The following is a 19,009-nucleotide window of genomic DNA, read 5'->3' on the forward strand; positions in this document are numbered from 1 at the left end:
TCAGTGAAGAACCCGACTAGCGTTTTCTGCTGCATTTCGGACAGCGCCTTCCTGTGCTGGTAAAATGGGCCGGTGCCACAGAATATTCCAGTCCGCATGCATTATGGCGCATCTTTACATGAGCAAAAGCATTCTGATATTCTGATAAGACAGTGTATTCTTCCCCCACCAGAGCTTCCACCTGCTGCTGAAATTGCTCCGGCGTCTTCTTTTTACACGGGCTGATACAAATATGATTTCTTCCATGCATAACTACACTGGGCGTCACCTCCCAGATCTCCCCACAATGATGGCAGCGGAATTTATGGGGTACTCCAAGCCTCGTGCATACATCGCTTTCCAATGTATATCCTCTTGCTTCTATTTCAGGGAGTTTCTGATAAAAACTCTGAATCTCGCGATTTCTCCTGGTTTCTGCTGAATGGATAATACGATTCCGTTTTCCGCAAACCGGACAGCCACGTTTCATAAAATCCGTATAAGTAATCTGGAATGTTTCATTACAAACCGTATGATACATTGTCATGGAAGTTTTACAATTTTTATAAATGCTCAGAACCTGTATTTCCTCTCCGTATTTCTCTGCAATTCTGCCCTGAATACGTGCAAGCTGTTTACAGTAAGGACAAGCGTGATGCTCCATAAACCATGTAGCAGAGCATTCAAATTCCTGCCCGCACTGATTGCAGAGGAACCGGATAGGTTTTCGGGTATTTACGTAAGAACCCAACATCTGAATCTGTGGATACTCCTGTTCACAGCAGATACCGGACCTGCTATTTGATTTTAGTTCCTCATTCGGTCTGTACTGCATTTTTTCCAAATATTTCTTCTGGTCCTGCAGCCGCATTTTCTGTTTCAAATATCGAATTCTTTTTTCCTGTTTATGCTGACGATTTTGTTCGGCCTGTTCCACTCTTGGACATCTTCCATCAAACAGACCGTCCGCCTCAGCCTTTTTCAATTTTTGGCAGACTGTAGAAGGGTGTACCTGAAGCTTTTCACCAATCTGTTTCTGAGTGTATCCTTGTTTGGATAGTTCTATCATCTGCAATACCATTGAGGTATTTGCGTCCTGTCTGACCTTCCCCCAATCCACACCATCTAACGGATAACATGCTAATTTACTTATAATCTCTTTTCGTATCCAATCCGGTTCCGATTTTCTGCAATCCAAATATATATACTGTAAATGCAGAACTTCTTTTGCAAACCGTTCCTTCTCCCGATCACGTTCCTGAATCATCTCCAACGACCACCCTCCAATCCGTTTGAAAACATCTGGAGCAAAATGCTGAAGGCCATGTACTTCCAAAAGAATTCCTTGCGGTTCATCGTAAAAATCGTATTTATAATGACTTCTCTTTCCTTCTTTTTCAAACGGTACCATGTATTGTCTATGAAAGGAGATATTCAGCTGTGCCAGAAACGCATTGACATACCGTTCCGGATAACTCATACCATCTCTGCAATAAGGGCAAGGGACATATTTTCTCTGATAAACAGTATGAATACTCTTGTCCCGCACCAATGAGCCGCATTCCTGACAATAAAAGTCTGCCAGTGTATGCGAATAACGGCTTCTCTCCCTTGGAATCTGCGGTTCTGCAAACCATAATGCGAAATCCGGATCCGTCTCAGCAATCGGAGGATGATAACAATGTTTGCATGTGCGCAGACGCCCCTGCTGCAAATAGCTTTCTCCAACCTCATATTGGTGGCCCCTTCCGCATTGCAATGTATAGTATTTCCGGAAATGATCAGGTTTTTTCTCCACCTTTTGTCTTGCAATTACAGCCATGCTGCCATGTTTTGTTGAAAATACATGACCAATCTCATAAGCATACTGTCCGCGTTTTTCATTCATGGGTTTTGAATCCTTTCACCTGTTCTTTCCCTGCTGCTTCAGTGTGCTTTTTTCGTTAATGCTGCGGCCGCTTCGCAGGAAGCGTGAAGATTCTTTCCAGCGAGTGCCGGTAAATACGGCGTAGAGGTTGACCACAATCCAATGCAAGATTCTGTTCCCGGCCCGGTCGAAGTGATCCAGCTTTCTCAAAAATTCTTGATTGTTATCGTCTTTTCCCATCAGGGGATTTCTTTTATGAAAACTTCATATCCTCCGCCTGAATCGTAATGCGCTCTCGGGCCTCTTCCTCCGCATTCCAAAAGGACATTGGATGAAAACCGCACAATCCCGCGATGAAACTGGCCGGGAACATCTGGATGGCGTTGTTGTATTTGAGCACGGTGTCGTTATAGAACTGTCTGGACAGGGCGATTTTATTCTCCGTATCAGATAATTCGCTCTGAAGCTGCATAAAATTTGCGTTTGCCTTCAGCTCCGGGTATGCTTCACTCACCGCAAAAAGCCGCCGAAGCGCCGCCTGGAGCTTCCCGTTCGCGGCAGCCGCCTGATCGAAGTCCGCGGCAGCCATCGCGCTCTGGCGGGCCTTTACCACGGCCTCCAGAGTGCTCCGTTCAAAGTTGGCATAGCCTTTGGCCGTTTCCAACAGATTGGGAATCAGGTCATAGCGCCGCTTAAGCTGTACGTCAATCTGCGCCAACTGGTTTTTGACCCGGTTTTGGAGTACAACAAACCCGTTTCTGGTCTTGATGATTACAAGGAAGATAACCGCGACAATCAGAACGGCGCCTCCAATAACAATGTATTTTCCTATGTCTCCCATTTTATGTTCCTCTCATTTCTTAGAAAAGTATAAAATCCCGATATTTCAAATTCCTTAAACGAAAAATATCCTCGATAATGCGTTCGTTTTCCTCCAGCACCACCGCATAAATCAAGAAATCGTCCCAAAGGACAAGCTGTTCTTTCTCCGATTCAGCCAAGTTAGAAAAGTCACGGATAAAATTTTTAAGCCCCCAAATCTGCGCCGTTAAAATCTCGCCCGCCTGCGTCCTCTTAAGCCGTGTTCCTGTGCCGTAAATGGACAACGCCGTGCGCAGAACAGCCGCAATCGGAAGCAGAAACATTGCCAGAAAGGACAGAACAAAAAAAGCGGTCAGAGGGATCGCAATCACCATATCCGGCGATGACAAAAGGTATTCCATTTGTCTCATACCGAAAGACTGTGGAGCCGCCGCAAGAAAGCCATCTAGCTTTTCCATCCAGTCGCTGTTGTTAATCGCAACGGCGGTGATACCCATTCCAAGGAAAATGAGGATAGGGAGCAGACATCCGCCGAGGCATCCTGTTAGACAGGATCGGGATGCGGAATGTACATTTTGCCGCATGCCTCTGTATTTCAAATTGCCTGACTCAACGGCCTCCGTGACGGCCTGCCTCCTCCACGCGCCAAGGTTTGCAGGCTGTGCCTGTCCCCCGGCAATCAGCGCCAGAAGCGTCCGGTCGCTGGGGAGCAGTCCGGGAAGCTCTTGATTTTGCACATGAACCGTCCCAGCCTTCATGGAAACCGCGCCCATTTTGGTATATTTTAAGAGTAATGCCGCCATGTCTTTTTTTGCTTCAATCTGCAAATCCATCAAGAGGCTGATAGTGGCGGGCGGAACGCCGGTCAGTTTTTCCCGGTAATAGTCGAAATCCTCATCGGCCTGAAAGGTGGCATTTTGAATCGCGGCTTTTTTCATGGTATGGCTGACGGCCCGCCATATAAGTACAATCGGCAGAGAAGCCAAGACAGCGGCCAGAGCCAGGAGAAGCAGCGCCGCAATCGTTACCACAAAATTCCGCTCCCTCAGAACGATTCCCCAGAGCAGCCGCCCTTCTTTTCCAATGGATAGAAAAAGAAACAGGACCAGCGGCGCAAGTAGAGCCAGCCTGTCCAGCTTCTGCCAACGTTTCATTTGTTTTGTCGCTATTGTTTTTTTCATGGTTTACTCCCCGGTATAGGAAATGATGTTGTTCTCTGTTGCTTGTAAATTCCAAAGGAAGCGGGGAACGCCGATTTCTACAAAGCAGAAGTATCCACATAGTAGTAAATCGTGTATTTGTTCAGCTTACGCGCGCCGCTTTGTCTGCCCGTTCTGCGGGTCGAAATACTCCACGTCAATCCAGTAGTTCGGCACGCGGCGGTAACAGTTCTGGAACGTTTGAGGCTGGCGCCCACACTCCATGTTCGTCCACATGGTATCCATTCGGAGTAAAGGTATTCGGGTGCATTCTTCCTCTCGTTCCATTCGGTTTTTCATGGAAATAATAGTATTTTCCATCAATCACAACCCAGCCGAGTCTCCATCTGCCGTCCTCCATTGCTTTCCAGATTACTTCTTCCACATAGCTGGGGACTTTGACGTTATTTATGATTTCCGTCTCACCTGTATGATTTTTCGGCAGGCTTTCTTTCAGTCCTCCGACCGCGGCAGCCGGACCTCCTGTGCTTCCACCAGATCCACCCATACTGCCAGAACCATCTGTATTCGTCCAATGAGCATAAATGGTACTGTCCTTTGTGAGTACCGTATCCACAGTTACCTTTGTGCCTCCTGCTTTCGCTGTAAACCAGCCGTCAAACTGATAATTTCCACTACGAATCGGGATTGGCAGACTGCCGTTATCATTATAAATGATGCGGTTGCCCTCGCCGTCTCCTCCGGTGACAGTTCCGCCGGATATGGACATATCACAAAGTCAAGTTTGATATTCGAGTATGCCTCCCCAGTCACAAACACCTTATTGTCCTCCGCTCTGGCTTCGATACCACCGTCAGCGCGATGGAACATAGTCTTCTGCATCGTTTCTTATCCCTTTGCATGTTGTTTCTCCCCTTTGTGTATTTATGAGTCAGCCAATCCTCCAGCTGACTATTCCTATCATACCTTATTAAATAAATACACAGAACAACTCCTGCAAAATCATACTATGGAACGCAAAAAAAGCTCATTCATTTCCGTCTTCACATATCCGGTATCAAGACAGTCGCTTTCACATAATCCCCCTCCGCCTTTACTACAAAGGTCCCATCATACCGCCCGGCAATATCCTGAATAGCCGCCAGCCCATAACCATGGTTTTCTTCATCCAGCTTTGAAGTCATCAATCTGCTGTCTTCCAGGTGCAGCTGCCCGGCATAAGAGTTTTTCACGGTTATCACAAGCTGCCGTTTTTCCCGGACAATCCGGACCAGGACCATTCCTTCAGACTCGCATTTTTCAGCCGCTTCTATGGCATTATCCAGCAGGTTTCCCAGCAATATAATAATCTCATCTTCTTTTAATATCATATCCCGGAGATCCCCGCACATGAGGTTTACGTTTACACCTCTGTTTAATGCTTCCTGCCTTTTCATATTCAAAATTGCATCAACAACCGGATGATTGGTGTAAATGCGTTCCAGCGCTTTCCCAATCTCTCCAGTCAGGCCCTGGGTGTATTGAAGCGTCTGGGATACCAGCCCCTGCTCCAGCATATCGCTGATTGTCAAAAGCTGGTTCTTATACTCATGAAGGCGTTTTCCCTGTTTTGTATACAGCTCCTGTTTATTTTGGTAAATTAGAAGTTCCATCTTTGTTTGACGGGCCGCGTCCTTCAAACTGTTTTTCTCCAGTTCCACTCTTGCCGCCAACAGCATATTAAAAACCAGAAAAATATTGAGTCCTATCATGCCAGCCATAAGAACCGTCACCTCCACAGGCACAGTCTGCGTCCGCATCAGAAACTGTGATGCAAAGATTCCTGCCCCCGCAATGATTACGAATGACGGAAACAATGCCCGTATTCCCTCTGAACGTATGGCTGCATTCCCGCCTTTTTTCCAAAACCATCGGATCAAAAAGCCGCTCCCAAGCTCCGTACTTTTTACCATCAGGCACATGAGGTAAAACATTGGCATATTTTCCGAAGTTCCAAAAATATAGTAATATCCGGACACACCAATAAAATCAATACAGATAATCACCGAATAATTAATTACATATACGGAGAGCGCCTCCCCTAATGTAGTTTGATAAAAATATAAAAGATAGGCATAAACAAGCAAAAAGTCAAAAAACAGCTTAAGTGCCACAATATCCTCAAACAGCGTCACACTGACTGACATAACCATGGTCAAAAAGAGCAGACCAAAAACACGTTTTGATCTGCTTCCCGATTTCTTTTTTATCAAAAAGGCATCGGCCAGAATATCCAGGAAAAGCATTTCCATAAACACCCACAGATGCGTCAAAATATAGGCAATCATAGGCTGTCTCCTTTGTAAATGGCATACTCCCGTTTTACATACGGATACCTGTTTCTAGGGACGTGCAGAATAATATCCGGCTCCAGTTCCAGGCGGTAGCTTGCGATGTTTACAATATATTTCATGTTAACCATATAACTCTGATGAACCCGCAGAAACCCATGTCCGCCAAGCAGGCCCTCCACGTCCGTCAGCTTCCGGTTCATGGTTCCGATGACATGTTTGCCGTCCACTGCCAGAAACAAAAGCTTATGCCCCCTGCTCTCCACGAGACAGATTTCATCTGCTTTCAGATACAGCTTTCTATCAGTAAATTCCAGACAGATTTCATCCGTATCTATATGAAATTTCTTCAGCACCGCTTCCATACATTCCTCAAAGCTAATCTCCAGGGAATCCTTCACCAGATAGCGAAACGCTCCGACTTTGTAGCCCTCCAGCACATAGTCCATATAACCCGTCACAAAAACAATGCAAATTTTCCGATTCCTGTCTCTAAGATACTCTGCTGCATCCATTCCACTGACCGCATTCATGCTGATATCCAGAAATGCAATATCAAACAATCTATCTTCATTGTGCTTAAGAAGCTCTTCCCCTGAACAGAATGCAGCCATCTGAAACGGTATCTCTCTGTTTTCTAAATAAACGGTAATTTTATTAGCCAGCCTGTCTAAAAATGGTTTCTCATCATCGCATATTAAAATATTCAACATACTTTTTCTCCATGTTTCGTATTTTATTGCAGCCATTCAGACGGCAGGAAAATGCCGTCTGAACTGTTACAACTTATCTTCCGCAACTATCTTATCACAGGTTTCTTTTCCTGTCATACCATTGTCATACCTTCATCCTTCACCATTTTTTTACCGTAAACGGCATACATAAAATACCAATCAAAACCGTAATCAGTAAATACGGGGACCAGATTAATTTACCAAAAACCAGGTATGTTCCAGCTCCGCCTCCATGCCGGCGGCTTCCATCCTCTGGTAGTCTCGCACCAGCTGCTGCTGCGTTTCATCCGTCAGTTATACTCCAAAGGAACGCGCATATTCCTGGTTGCCTCTTATCACTATGTATCCATCAAAATTGTTGCCAAAAGCATTTCCGTTATGAATCCCCACCTGATCAAAAACTTCGGCAACAACTCCTTGCAAAAGGTCAAATCAGACCCGGCAGACGCCCGCAAGATTGCACGCTATACTCTTGACAACTGGACAGAATTACGCCAATATTCAGGTATGGACAATACACGTACTCAGTTAAAAACTTTAAACTCTCAATTCAGCCTCTTTATGAAGCAAACGGTTGCCGCAAAAGCAAACCTGATAGCATTACTGGATAATACTTATCCCGGTGTCAATAAACTCTTTAACAGTCCGCCACGTGAGGACGGAAGCGAAAAATGGGTTGACTATGCCTATTCATTCTGGCATGTGGAACGTCTCCAGATTTACCCACAGGGAAGCACTTACCGCCTTTGCATGCGTTGACCCCGGCGTGGATGAGCCCGGCCAGCACAAGTCCAAGAGCAACAGGGCTTCAAAAGTTGGCTCTGCCAGGCTGCGCAAGACCTTATTTCAGATCATGACAACGCTGCTCCAGAATGCCCCTGAGGACAATCCGGTATATCGTTTTCTTGATAAAAAGCGGGTACAAGGAAAGCCTTACTATGCTTACATGACCGCCGCAGCGAATAAGTTCCTCCGCATTTATTATGGCAAGGTCAAAGAGTGCCTGCGAAACTTGGAGCAGGCAGAGTAACATCCGTTTCTATACACAACCCCACCCACCCCATTTTTTCAAAGCCGGCGGTTCTGGCGGCTTAAAAGTTATGCCCTAAAATATCAAATTTTATGCGGACACTCCCACTTTTTAATCACTTTAGACAATTCATGATTACACTAATCATCATTTCTTTTTCCTCTGGCCTTGATTCCGCAATCATAATTGTCAAAGCTACCAAAGTATGATCAGAAATTATCTTTTCACCATCCAGAAACAGCGCCTGATTTCTATCCATAAAATATAAGAAAATAGCAGCAGCAATCCTTTTATTCCCATCCGAAAAAGAATGATTTTTTGTAATAAAGTATAACAAATTTGCTGCTTTTTCTTCCAAAGACGGATAAACTTCCTGGCCTGCAAAGGTCTGGTAAATCGCCCCAATACTTCCCTTAAAAGAATCATCCTTCTCATTACCGAAAACATCACTGGATTCTCCATAGCCCATACTGTCAATTACTTTCCGACACTCTTGGTAAGAGAGTATATAAATAGTATTCCCACCTTCTGGCCTCTTCATATTTTGATGGTCATATGCATCCAACAAGTCCAGAGCTAAGCTATATTTTTCAATCACTGATAAAATCTGTTTTGCATCCAACTGTTCTTCTGTCCGTTTCATAATCCGCACCACCTTTTTTAATTGATAGTTGCGGTCTGATCCTGCAACTCCTCTTTCAGCGCATTGTTAACATGTTTTCCAATCGTTTTTACATCACGCTCAAATAATTCAGCCATCTGATTACGGTTTAACCAAACGGTATCCTGTTCCGGCGTTATGGGTACTTCTAATGCAACATTGCCATCTGTAAATAAAACAATTTCCTTCTTAATGCATTAAACAACCCTGTCTTAATTATTTTGCATGTCTAAAACATTTTTGAATCAATATCGTTGGTACATTTGGCATCTCCCTTTTTCAGCATAACAAATTATCAACTGTTTTTCATAAGCATCTATTTTCTTCACATTATCTTTTATGATATTTTCATCATATTCCCTATTACACACAACGCTTCTTTCAATTATCTTGATTTGTAAATTTCTTATTTACAACTTGCCAAATCGAATCAATATTAAATATGTCTTCTGTTTCCATACAATCCTTTATCATATTCTGTATCGCTGTAGAATTATTCGAATTATTGTAAGCTCTCCACATCCATCTTTGTCTATCCTCTTTTTCATTTTCTTGATTAAAACTATTCGCAGCCTCCAAATAAATCATAGTTTCTATCACTTTTGGAAGCTTTAATCTATTAGCTTTACGTTATACTTATTCTATCACATTTTATAGTCTTTTTTATCAGAAAACGTCATTAATCATTTTATAAATTATAACTAAAAAACTATGCCTGTTCCCTATGTTTGGAAAACGTTTTCATTTACTATTTTTTATAATTGTCATTTCTACTGATTAGCCTATTTCATATTTTCGACAATTGGCAACAATCTTCCACATGCGGTGGGACGAAGATTTTATACTACATGGCAAAAGTATTTCCATTACATAATGATGGGGTAAATTTCTTCGTCAATTTTACCCCTTTTGAACGAAAACCACCCCTTTATGAATAAATTTACCCCTTTCAATAACCCTCCCACAAAAATTACACTTTTTTTAAGTAAAGTTATTTTGATTTTTCTTTATCATATTCCAATGCTCTATACTCTCTTTGCAATTCCTGTGACAGTTCTTCTTCGCTTGGAAGGTATAGCTTATACTTTGACGCAAAAATCTGTGTTTCATTTTCTGGCAATGTATACTTTACTACAGATTCACTTTTATCCGCACAAAGTACAATTCCTATCGGTGGATTATCCCCCTCATTCATCAATTCACGTTCGTAATAATGGACATACATCTGCATTTGCCCCAAATCCTGATGTGTCAAATCTCCAATTTTTAAATCAATTAATACAAAGCATTTCAGAATGTAATTATAAAAGACAAGATCTATTCGAAAATGGCGTCCATCAAATGTAATCCGCTTTTGTCTTGCAACAAAAGAAAACCCTCGCCCCAACTCTAAGAGGAATTTCTGTAAATGTGTTATCAATGCTTCTTCAAGGTCGCTCTCATAAAAATCATCATTCGGACTTAATCCCAGAAACTCTAATACATATGGATCGCGGATAATATCCTCTGGTACTTTTGCAGGCTCCAATTTCTGGATTTCTTCTGAAACCGTTTCTTTATTTTGGCTGGATAACAGCCTTTCATAAAAAAAAGAATTAATTTGCCTTTCCAACTGCCGTGTGCTCCAATTCGATTTTATTGCTTCTTCTGTATAGAATTCACGGGCATTTTCATTTTCCACGCGCATGAGTAGGCGATAATGTGTCCAACTCAATTCGTCACGCAGTGCGTGACTATTTGGAAATGTCAGATAAAACTGTCTCATGTATTTAAGATTAGTCGGTGTAAAACCTTTACCAAAATCTACAGTCATCTGTTTGGATAATTCCGCTATTAATCTACTTCCATATTCTGCTTTTTCATAGCCATCCTGCTGTTCCACGATACTTTTCCCTATATTCCAGTATGCTTCCACCATTGCAAAGTTTGCTGTTTGATATACTTTGTTTCTGGCTTCAGAAAGAATTCTTTTAATTTGTTCATAAAATTGATGTTCCATTTGATTCCTCCTAAAATTGCCTACATCTCATTTACCACAATTTCGAATACAGAAATATTTTTCCTGTACAAATACATTTGCCAGACTTGATGGAATATTATTTAAAATATTTTCTTTAGTTACTTGGATTAATTTATCCTTTCCAAATGCATTACTAATATCTTTTAATGATTTATCATTTTTACAGATTCTAAGTAGCTGTTGAAAAAATGAAGGAATTGAAACGATAACCCTATCCCGCATCATATTATCTAAATAGAATTGCATCATATTATCATAAGACAGTATGCCATCTTTATATTCCAACATGAGCAACTCACTTTCACCTGAATATTCCCACTTACTATACGTCTCTAAATCATTTATAAAACACACAAACATTTTATCGCTAAAAGACCAGTCAACACCCTCAATTTTGGTTACCACTTGTCCGTCTGGATAACTTTCATACCAGTATGCTCCATATCCAGGCAAATAAAAATTTGTATTATTTCTACTAAGATGATGAAAATAATTCAAGCTATTTAAAATACTTTTCCCAACTTCTAAATCGGGACGTGTAATCAATATTCCAATAGTATCTTCCTTAATTTCATTGCTGTTAATATCTCTTAACATATTCTGGTAGGTAATTGCCTCCAACATTCTATCACCTCAAATTCCAACCTATAAAATTATCATAATATTTAACTATTTTACAGTAGTATGGTTTTGCTACATAGTTCAATTCACATAGCAAACCCCTCATTTTCAAACTCTCCGACGTTATCCCCGTCCCCCTATCTGCGGAAACTTATCATTCTCACCATCCGCAAAAACACAACTCCATTATCTCCAAATAATCCCGCAAACTCGCCTAGAATCAAGGTTTCCGCACGAGCAACGCCACTGTTTCAACATGCACCGTTTGTTAACACATAAAAACATACTAACATATTTTTGCACATAGTACCATAAAACAACCTTTATTTAAAGGGAATAAAGAGAAATACTTTCACATATTGGCACACACAAACCTATACTATCATTTACCAAAACTTGTACAGGGTAGGCAAATTGTAGTCACTGCCTACCAAATAGGCGGGCCCGATTCATCCAGTACCACTCAATGATAATAAAAACATTGACCAAAACTGTTACTAAAATTATGAACCCTTGTAATATCTAGCCAACCAATCAAGAATGTGGTAAACTAACTAACAGGCGTCAAGAAATAAATGCATATACTATTTTGACAGAGTTATTAGGAGGTTAAAGTTGAACAGCAATAAAAACATTGATATTAAAAAGACCACATTTTTGGAATGGTTTTTAATAGGGAGCCTGATGACGCTTTTTCTCATCAAAATCTATCCTGTCTATTTTGCTGTAGATGATGATATTTTAACCTATACAATTGTTCGTCATGGTGATTTGTTTCGCTGGGCGGTCCATCTTACAAAGTCGGGAAGAATTACACAGTTCATGAGTACCCTGATGTTAGGTATTCCTATGATGGCAGACCAGCTGTGGATTTATAAATTGTTTTCTTATGGTACCATACTGTTTGATGTATATGTATTGTATCGACTTGTTAGTGATTTCATCGATAAAGACATTGCAAAGACTGTCATAACACTTTTTTGGGGATTAGCTGTTATATCTAATTGGCACAGCCTCTTTCTTGCATATGTTTTTTCGCACCAGATTATTATTGGATTAATTCTATGCTCTATTTATTTTTATTTGCAATATCTACAAAAACCTCAATGTAAGAAAAAGTTATTATGGAGCAGCATATTCTATATGTTCAGTATAATAATTTATGAAAGTGCTGTTGCATACATTTTACTGTTTGTGATAATAAGCCTTTTTTATGAAAAAAATATGAAGAGAGCATTACTCTCTATGTCCTATCACATCAGTGTGGTTCTAGTATTTTTATTTGTCTATTTTGCTTGGAGGAAAATATATCCTATCACTTATGATGGTGCTTCTTTTTTCTTTGGCGACCCTGTAGGAAGCATTTGGTGTCTTTTTATGTATTCTATCGCAGCATTTCCCTTGATACCGATGCTCTATACCATATACAATGGTGAACTCATCACTTTCTTCCTACAAGCTTCCTATGATATATATTTAATCGCAGGATTAACCACTTTTCTTTTTGGGTATTTTATCAAAAGAATTATTTGGAAAGGTAAATATTTAAAGATTATAATCATTAGTATTATGGGTATGTTCTTACCCAATTTACCATTGTGTGTTACCAGCAAATATATCAATTGGTGTAATGAAAAGACCTTCGGATATTTAACAAGCTTTTACTCCTGGTTTTTCATGGTATTGGCAGGTGTATTATGTGCAGTTTGGATATGTTCTCTTTTTCATTATAAAAGAACAATCCGAATGTTCTTATGCAGTTGCGTATTTGCCATTTCGTTGGCTACCGGAGCGTTTAACTCGGGAATTGGAAATATGCTAAAGGTACAGACAGAACGATACATTGCCTTCAACAATCTGATGAGCTCTGGTGCGATACAAAATTTCGATGATGGGACTAACATTTATATGCCTGAATACCATTGTATTAATAATTCTGAAGAATATATGCAGTACTATGCAAAACTTTATACAGACAAAGACTTGTTTTTCACAAATGATTACGAACAACTGGATTTCGGGCATCCGGTTGTGGAATTCCGATATAATCCAGGCGAAGGTTGTGTGGAATATAACTATTTGACTCGTTAAACTCACGATGTTATTAAATCCATGCTACATCATAATAATCCACTGCGGCAGAAAAATTCTGTCGCTTGTATTTTTACCACTCAAACACATACCTTCTATTCACCATATCGTACTCCTCCGCAATCCGCAGCGCTCCCCTGGCATCCGTAATCATGCATTTGCCCTCGTCGCTACCCTTGACCGGGCAGAGCAGGAAGGCCTCGCCGGCGGGGTCCACCTGGTAGCCGGTCAACATGTAGCCCTCGCTGTCAAACAGATACCAGCCACAGGTACCGTCCGTGGCCTCCCGGAGCCAGTACCAGCCATTGGCCGCATAGCTGCCGTCTGTAAACTGATACCACCAGCGCTGGCCGTCTGCGGCCGGCTGGAAACCCTGGGTGTATGTCACTGGGACCGGGGTATAATCAATATCCCTCAGTTTAAGCACCTTCTGCCAGGGCGTGGCTGCTACACGGCTCTTGATAGTCCCATAGTTGATACCCTTAGCCTCAATACACCAACCATCACCTATGTATACCCCGATGTGGCCCGGCTTCCACAGCGCCCAGCCGACCATAGACTCGTCCAGATGGTCAACGCCTACCCGCTCCACAGCCGTATCATGATAGTTGTAGCTGCCACGCAGAACGCCTGTATACCAGCTGATGAGACCGGAACAGTCCGTACAGCGCTGGCCTATGTACTTAGCCGCCTTGGTCTTGTAAGTGGATGTGTATGTGCCTGGGTTCTCCCGGGCAAGGCGGTCCAGGATGGCCTGGGTAAGGACCTCACCTTTGGCACCGTAAACGTAGGGTGTGCCCAGTTTGTCCTTGCAGTGCTGAATTAATCCTGCTGCTGTTTTACTCATAGTGTTTTCCTCCATCAAAAAAAATAAGGCCCAGGGGCATCCCTGAGCCATGAAAAGTTGTGACGTCACAAGTTGCGATATCGCAACTACTCTATTTTCTGCGATTTGCCCTTTAACACTTCAATGGCATTCACTATCACATCAGATTTCACTATCCCCATGAGTCCTGCATTCTCCACAATAGACAACGACTCATTCGCGATAAATCCATATGTGGCTGCCAGCATAATATAATCTACTCCCAAGGCCACATCAAGCTGATGAGCTACCGCCAGAAGGCACACCATCATAAATTTTTTGCACAACCCTTTAAGCATGGCGTTTGAACTAGCTGCACCGCTCTCTGATTTTGGTGACTTTTTAAATACCACAGCCACTAAGAATCCCGCCAACAGGTCCAGACCCATAAGTATGAGCACGATACTCAATGTCGGGGTCCAGCCGCCAAAAAGCTTTACTCCCGCCGCTGCGGCCATACCTGCAATGGCGCATATAATATCTTTCTTCATTTTCATATACCTCACCTACTCTGTAATTAGCTCTTCACATTCCAGATCAACCAGTACCTGGCGCACCTGGTCCTTAATTTTATCCGGGACCTGCCTGAATGTCTTCCTCCCCTTTACAATCAGGGTTGCATAAATGACTGCCATGGTATCTACCTCCTTCCTCAATAATAAAAAGAGCAGCAGTCTAAGCATTAAGTACCGCCTCGACTTCCGCCCTTAACTTCTCCGGGACCTGTTCAATCGTTTTCTTGCCCTTGCGAATAAGGTCCGCATATACAATTGCCATATAGTCTGCCATTCTTTACACCTCCATTCCCTCGTAAATTTCTGTCAGGGCCAGCTGGGTATTGGTTACCTCTTCGGCCAGTGCCAGATTGGCCTCATACTGTTCTGTAAGCGCCAACTGTGCCTCTGTAAGCTGACTATCCAGACTTACCACCTGTTCCTGCAGACGTCCAATATCTGACTCAGGCAGATACGCAAAGACAGGCTGTGGATTACTGGCATCTGTCACGTCAATATAATTCAACTGAGCTCCATCAGGAATATCCACCCACATGCACCGTAATCCCTGTGGTAAAGTTTCTTCTCCATAAATAATTGACCATATACGGCCTGTAACGTCGTATATCACTAATGCTTTCATAAGTTCAGCTCCTCCTTCCTATACAGGTCTTCCTAATATAATTCGGTAAATAGTAGCGCTATATCCGCCAGAATAGCCACTTGTACCGATAAATACTGTAGGCTGCCTTCCGATATCAAATATGTCTAAAGCTACTTCCCTGGTATTGGAATCTATCGAATAACTATTGCTAGTCGAAACTTCCCAGCTACCGTAATCAGCACCCTGTCTAACTACGCCGACAGTTAATGATACATTACACGAATACCTAACATATAATTTTCCATAACTACTGAATGATACAGGCGAATTGAAGGCCACGCCTTTTCTAGATGGTTGATCCGAGTTTGTTGCAAAAGATATGGTACTTCCAATATTAACATAATTTGTATATGAACCACTATAATTAATTCCAGTAGTATTCCCATCTAAAAATATATTATAGTACCGATCCAGCCATCCCTCAAATGTGCCTGCACGTCCAAAGATGGTCACTCCTCTTTTTATATTCCAGGGCTGTAAATTTCCATCACCTACGATTGTCTGGTTCCCGGTCAGATACTGGTTGGCGGCTATCACCTGGTCATAGTTTTGCCCGTAGTAGGTTGCAGCCCCTTTTTCAGCCATAGTTCCTGTCAACGGATTACCGTCTTTATCAACAATCACTTTTCCCTTGCGTACATCCGACGCGGCTGCTGTTATAACATCCAGGTCAGCTCCGCCACCGCTTCCAGGTATCCATAACCTTCCCATCTGTTTCTACACCCCTTTCAATCCCACGGTCAGGTCAATCGTGGGCTTCTTATTGTAACATTTAAATGTTGCCTGGCCATCTGCCGTGTCCCCATCGTCAATCATCCCAAATGCCTTGTTATACGCTTTCACCTGTTCCGGCGTCGCCCCGTCTGCAATCACCTTTACCAGTATGGGGTTGTCCTCCGTTGTCAGCCCCTCTATCGGCACAGTCTGGGTATATGGGGCCGCAGTGCTCCACCCGGATGCTTGAAGTGTGACGGGTACAACATGGTTCAGGGCATTCACTGCCTTATTCGTAGCGTTAATGTCCTTTGGACCAAACACATCACCTTCCTGGCTATATTCTGTCACGTCCAGTATTTCTGATTTTCCTTCCCCATCCTGGATTATCTGATACTTTCGGTTGCCCTCAAACACATCTGCCTTGTAATCTGTCTTTAATGCCATTCTTGCCTCCTGTTTCCTATTGCCCTCATGCCCAGCCTAAACGCCAAACGCTGCTGTCCACTCACCATGCTGTCATACATATCTCCCAGGTCCTTAAGTATCTGTTCGATATCATTTGCCTGGTAAATGCTTTCATATGTTATTTTTGCGGGGATGGCCGGAGTACTGGCCTTCGTATAATAGGCAGCCCGAAGCGTTTTAATGTTATTCAGCAGCCTGGACATCTCCGTATCCGTCCGGAAGTCCTCCATCTTCCATGCCTTGGTCTGTATGGTCACCCCCAGACGCCCCGCCAACAGCGCACAGGCCTCTTCCACACGGTTTAAGTCTGTATAGGCTATATATGCCCTATCTGTGTCATTGGCCAGGTCTGCGGCCGTCCTATCCGTTATCAGCGTTTCCAATACCGTACTCATCTTACCGTCACCTCCGCCGTTACCTTACGCCTACTAAACTTAAAATCCAGCTTCGTGATATTGCCCGTCATTGTCCCCCGGAAACCGGTAAATACATTCACACGGTTTCCCAGCTCCTGGTCATTGATAGTGGAGCGGAAACTGATACTTTCATTATTGCTGTAGTATCCATATACCCGGTCAAGCACCGCCTGCGCATTTCCGGCTGTCACCAGTGTGGCCTCCTTGACTTCGGCAATGTTTTTATTCTGCGTAATCTTTGGTTCCTCTTTCAGCAGCATGGCCGTGCTATGATTGTACTTAAGCCCGGTCAGTACCACTTCATTGCCTGTGCCGGTTATGCAGGCATAATTGTCTCCATGCTCCCCAAGGATTCCTCCAGTAATGGACAGACTGTGGTAAGGCTCTGAAAACTCTATCTTCGTAGTGTCATCCAGTACCCCCTTATACAACTGCGCGGATTCCATCCCCTGGGTATAGCTATGTACATACAGCCGGATGCCGGTTATGATGTCACTGTGTTCCACACTTAACCCCAACCGGATATCTTTGGCCGTGAACTCGCTGGTGACCTCGGTCTGTTGTGGGTATATGTACAGCTGCCGGTCGTAACTGGTGTCTACCAGGGCGCCAATGGCAAAGGCCAGCTGCTGCAGTGCTACACGTTTCGTACATATTGGCAGGTACCCACTCACCCGCGCATCTACATAAACATCATCTAAAAAGTATGTGATACCTTCTCCGGCCATAATACCGGCCAGGATGTCTGATACCAAAGCATTGTTGTACACTCCGCCCATGAACTGGTTGTTATCCAGGATTCCCACTGCGTCCTGTGTCTCCACCGAATACCGTTTCGCTCCCAGCTGCTTCCCATCCTTCAGATAAAAAATCCCCAGTATTGCCTCGTCAAAATACAGCGTCTGTTTCTGCCGCTTCTGAAATTCAAACGCATAATCAGACTTGCTTCGGATTGTATAGTCCATCGTATTGATGCTTACCTCTTCGGATATAGGGCTCAGCTCCATCAGGCAGCTGATATCCTCTATTTCATCATCCTTAAACACACGGATGAGTCCCCAGGTTATCCCTGTCAGGAATACGTTGCGGTACGGCTTGCTGGTCCTCAGGAAGGTAACGACCACCCGGTTATAATAATCCACTATGCCATAGCAGAAGTAGTCCGGACTGTCCGGGGAATAATCCCGATCTGATAACAGTTCATCCCCGCGATACCATTTAATATTGACCATACTACAGTAGTCCCCCGAATAATCGTTGAACCTCAGTGTTATCCCCACACTGGAATAAGTTTGACCGAATGTGAATGTGATTGAAGGCGGGTTTCCAAATGTTCCGCCTTCGTCGGATATGCTGTCACTCACATACCCCATGTCAGCCAGCTCGTCCGGAGCATTGTTGTAGTTGCCATCCATCCTCGCGTACCTGGGCAGACACATGGCATAATCCGGGAACTCTACCCCCGATTTCAGGTCCTGGAGGTCAACATAGTAATCATGATCGCCCGAAGCCGCCGTATTGTCCTCTGAGGCCCCCAGGGCAATGTCATCGTAGACAATCTTAAGCCCACCCGCATCCGTCATCCTCTGGTTCTTCAGTACGGACAGCCACAGGTAACGGTATGGCCGGCTGGTCTCAAGGTACGTGATGACCAGCTGATTAAACAGCGGCACCTTGGCCCGGCAGAAGTACTCCACCCCATCCGGTTCAAACTCCTGCTCCTGGACCAGTTCCGCATCCTTGTACCAGGAGATTTTAAGCCTGCTGGCATAATCCCCGGATACTCTGTTAAAAACCATGGACACGCCATTGCTGGTCTTAAGCCGGTCAAAGGTGACTGTTATCATTGGCGGTACCCCAAAGGCCCCATCCTGGTCACTCAAGGCCGTGCTGATGTACCCATTCTTACCAATCGGGATTGCATTCGGGGTATTCGCATAGGTCCCGTCCAGCCTCGCATACCGGGGTAGGCAGTAGGCATAGGGCGGTAAGTTCTGTTCAAAACTGGTCAGGTCATCCACGGATGAGTACGGCTGTTGTCCGTTGGTCCCTACCCTTATGTCCCACTCCATC

Annotated in this window: 21 protein-coding genes and 1 pseudogene; 2 read left to right on the forward strand and 20 right to left on the reverse strand. The window is 43.5% G+C overall.

Annotated features, from left to right (window positions below):
• Nucleotides 1-16: 16 nt before the first annotated feature.
• The 7 genes from CGC65_RS27570 to CGC65_RS27600 form a co-directional block, all read right to left on the reverse strand.
• On the reverse strand, nt 17-1,867 hold the full coding sequence (locus tag CGC65_RS27570) for a helix-turn-helix domain-containing protein (RefSeq protein WP_002566797.1): 1,851 nt from the start codon (nt 1,865-1,867) through the stop codon (nt 17-19).
• A 15-nt stretch (nt 1,868-1,882) separates the two neighbouring features.
• Nucleotides 1,883-2,086: a hypothetical protein gene (locus CGC65_RS27575; protein WP_007035712.1), complete on the reverse strand. Its 204-nt coding sequence runs from the start codon at nt 2,084-2,086 to the stop codon at nt 1,883-1,885.
• Between the two features lie 13 nt (nt 2,087-2,099).
• Nucleotides 2,100-2,687 carry a LemA family protein gene (locus tag CGC65_RS27580; RefSeq protein ID WP_002566798.1) on the reverse strand — a complete coding sequence of 196 codons (588 nt, stop codon included), beginning with the start codon at nt 2,685-2,687 and terminating at the stop codon, nt 2,100-2,102.
• Between the two features lie 19 nt (nt 2,688-2,706).
• Nucleotides 2,707-3,849: a DUF2207 family protein gene (locus tag CGC65_RS27585; RefSeq protein WP_002566799.1), complete on the reverse strand. Its 1,143-nt coding sequence runs from the start codon at nt 3,847-3,849 to the stop codon at nt 2,707-2,709.
• 175 nt (nt 3,850-4,024) lie between these two features.
• Nucleotides 4,025-4,597 (reverse strand): InlB B-repeat-containing protein, encoded by a 573-nt coding sequence (locus CGC65_RS27590; RefSeq protein WP_038282478.1) that lies wholly within the window; start codon nt 4,595-4,597, stop codon nt 4,025-4,027.
• A 274-nt stretch (nt 4,598-4,871) separates the two neighbouring features.
• Nucleotides 4,872-6,155, reverse strand: coding sequence for a sensor histidine kinase (locus tag CGC65_RS27595; RefSeq protein ID WP_002566802.1), 1,284 nt, complete (start codon nt 6,153-6,155; stop codon nt 4,872-4,874).
• Nucleotides 6,152-6,871, reverse strand: a complete 720-nt coding sequence (locus CGC65_RS27600) for a LytR/AlgR family response regulator transcription factor (RefSeq protein ID WP_002566803.1) — start codon at nt 6,869-6,871, stop codon at nt 6,152-6,154. The genes CGC65_RS27595 and CGC65_RS27600 overlap by 4 nt, the downstream gene beginning before the upstream one ends.
• A 390-nt stretch (nt 6,872-7,261) precedes the next feature.
• On the opposite strand from CGC65_RS27600, the pseudogene CGC65_RS27610 reads away from it, so the two are divergent.
• A pseudogene (locus CGC65_RS27610) lies at nt 7,262-7,922 on the forward strand (IS110 family transposase); the annotation flags it as partial.
• A 115-nt stretch (nt 7,923-8,037) separates the two neighbouring features.
• Here the strand turns inward: CGC65_RS27610 and CGC65_RS27615 are convergent.
• The 4 genes from CGC65_RS27615 to CGC65_RS31475 form a co-directional block, all read right to left on the reverse strand.
• Nucleotides 8,038-8,565 (reverse strand): type II toxin-antitoxin system death-on-curing family toxin, encoded by a 528-nt coding sequence (locus tag CGC65_RS27615; RefSeq protein WP_002566806.1) that lies wholly within the window; start codon nt 8,563-8,565, stop codon nt 8,038-8,040.
• Nucleotides 8,566-8,964: 399 nt separating this feature from the next.
• Entirely contained in the window at nt 8,965-9,171 is a 207-nt protein-coding gene (locus CGC65_RS27620) for a hypothetical protein (RefSeq protein ID WP_007035719.1), read from the reverse strand.
• Nucleotides 9,172-9,574: 403 nt separating this feature from the next.
• Entirely contained in the window at nt 9,575-10,582 is a 1,008-nt protein-coding gene (locus tag CGC65_RS27625) for a PDDEXK nuclease domain-containing protein (protein ID WP_002566807.1), read from the reverse strand.
• Nucleotides 10,583-10,609: 27 nt separating this feature from the next.
• Nucleotides 10,610-11,227, reverse strand: a complete 618-nt coding sequence (locus CGC65_RS31475) for a hypothetical protein (RefSeq protein WP_002566808.1) — start codon at nt 11,225-11,227, stop codon at nt 10,610-10,612.
• A 612-nt stretch (nt 11,228-11,839) separates the two neighbouring features.
• Here CGC65_RS31475 and CGC65_RS27635 point away from each other — a divergent pair.
• On the forward strand, nt 11,840-13,315 hold the full coding sequence (locus CGC65_RS27635) for a hypothetical protein (protein ID WP_002566809.1): 1,476 nt from the start codon (nt 11,840-11,842) through the stop codon (nt 13,313-13,315).
• A gap of 73 nt (nt 13,316-13,388) precedes the next feature.
• Here CGC65_RS27635 and CGC65_RS27640 read toward each other — a convergent pair whose 3' ends face one another.
• From CGC65_RS27640 to CGC65_RS27670, 9 genes are all read right to left on the reverse strand, one after another.
• On the reverse strand, nt 13,389-14,162 hold the full coding sequence (locus CGC65_RS27640) for a C40 family peptidase (RefSeq protein WP_002566810.1): 774 nt from the start codon (nt 14,160-14,162) through the stop codon (nt 13,389-13,391).
• 86 nt (nt 14,163-14,248) lie between these two features.
• The gene (locus tag CGC65_RS27645) at nt 14,249-14,677 is read right to left on the reverse strand and encodes a phage holin family protein (protein WP_002566811.1); all 429 of its coding nucleotides are present in this window, start codon (nt 14,675-14,677) and stop codon (nt 14,249-14,251) included.
• Nucleotides 14,678-14,686: 9 nt separating this feature from the next.
• Entirely contained in the window at nt 14,687-14,863 is a 177-nt protein-coding gene (locus CGC65_RS32155; protein WP_002566812.1) for a CD1375 family protein, read from the reverse strand.
• Nucleotides 14,856-14,969 (reverse strand): CD1375 family protein, encoded by a 114-nt coding sequence (locus CGC65_RS31125; protein WP_002566813.1) that lies wholly within the window; start codon nt 14,967-14,969, stop codon nt 14,856-14,858. The genes CGC65_RS32155 and CGC65_RS31125 overlap by 8 nt, the downstream gene beginning before the upstream one ends.
• Before the next feature lie 3 nt (nt 14,970-14,972).
• Nucleotides 14,973-15,317: a hypothetical protein gene (locus CGC65_RS27650; protein ID WP_002566814.1), complete on the reverse strand. Its 345-nt coding sequence runs from the start codon at nt 15,315-15,317 to the stop codon at nt 14,973-14,975.
• Nucleotides 15,318-15,335: 18 nt separating this feature from the next.
• Nucleotides 15,336-16,049 carry a hypothetical protein gene (locus CGC65_RS27655; RefSeq protein ID WP_002566815.1) on the reverse strand — a complete coding sequence of 238 codons (714 nt, stop codon included), beginning with the start codon at nt 16,047-16,049 and terminating at the stop codon, nt 15,336-15,338.
• A gap of 6 nt (nt 16,050-16,055) precedes the next feature.
• A complete protein-coding gene (locus CGC65_RS27660) occupies nt 16,056-16,499 on the reverse strand; it encodes a hypothetical protein (RefSeq protein ID WP_002566816.1) in 444 nt (147 codons plus the stop codon).
• Complete coding sequence (locus tag CGC65_RS27665; RefSeq protein WP_002566817.1) at nt 16,490-16,915, reverse strand: hypothetical protein; 426 nt, start codon at nt 16,913-16,915, stop codon at nt 16,490-16,492. Before CGC65_RS27665 ends, CGC65_RS27660 begins: the two co-directional genes overlap by 10 nt.
• Nucleotides 16,912-19,008 carry a hypothetical protein gene (locus CGC65_RS27670; RefSeq protein ID WP_002566818.1) on the reverse strand — a complete coding sequence of 699 codons (2,097 nt, stop codon included), beginning with the start codon at nt 19,006-19,008 and terminating at the stop codon, nt 16,912-16,914. The genes CGC65_RS27665 and CGC65_RS27670 overlap by 4 nt, the downstream gene beginning before the upstream one ends.
• Nucleotide 19,009: the final 1 nt, after the last annotated feature.

Source organism: Enterocloster bolteae, from assembly GCF_002234575.2.
In the GTDB taxonomy this organism is placed as follows: Bacteria; Bacillota; Clostridia; order Lachnospirales; family Lachnospiraceae; genus Enterocloster; species Enterocloster bolteae.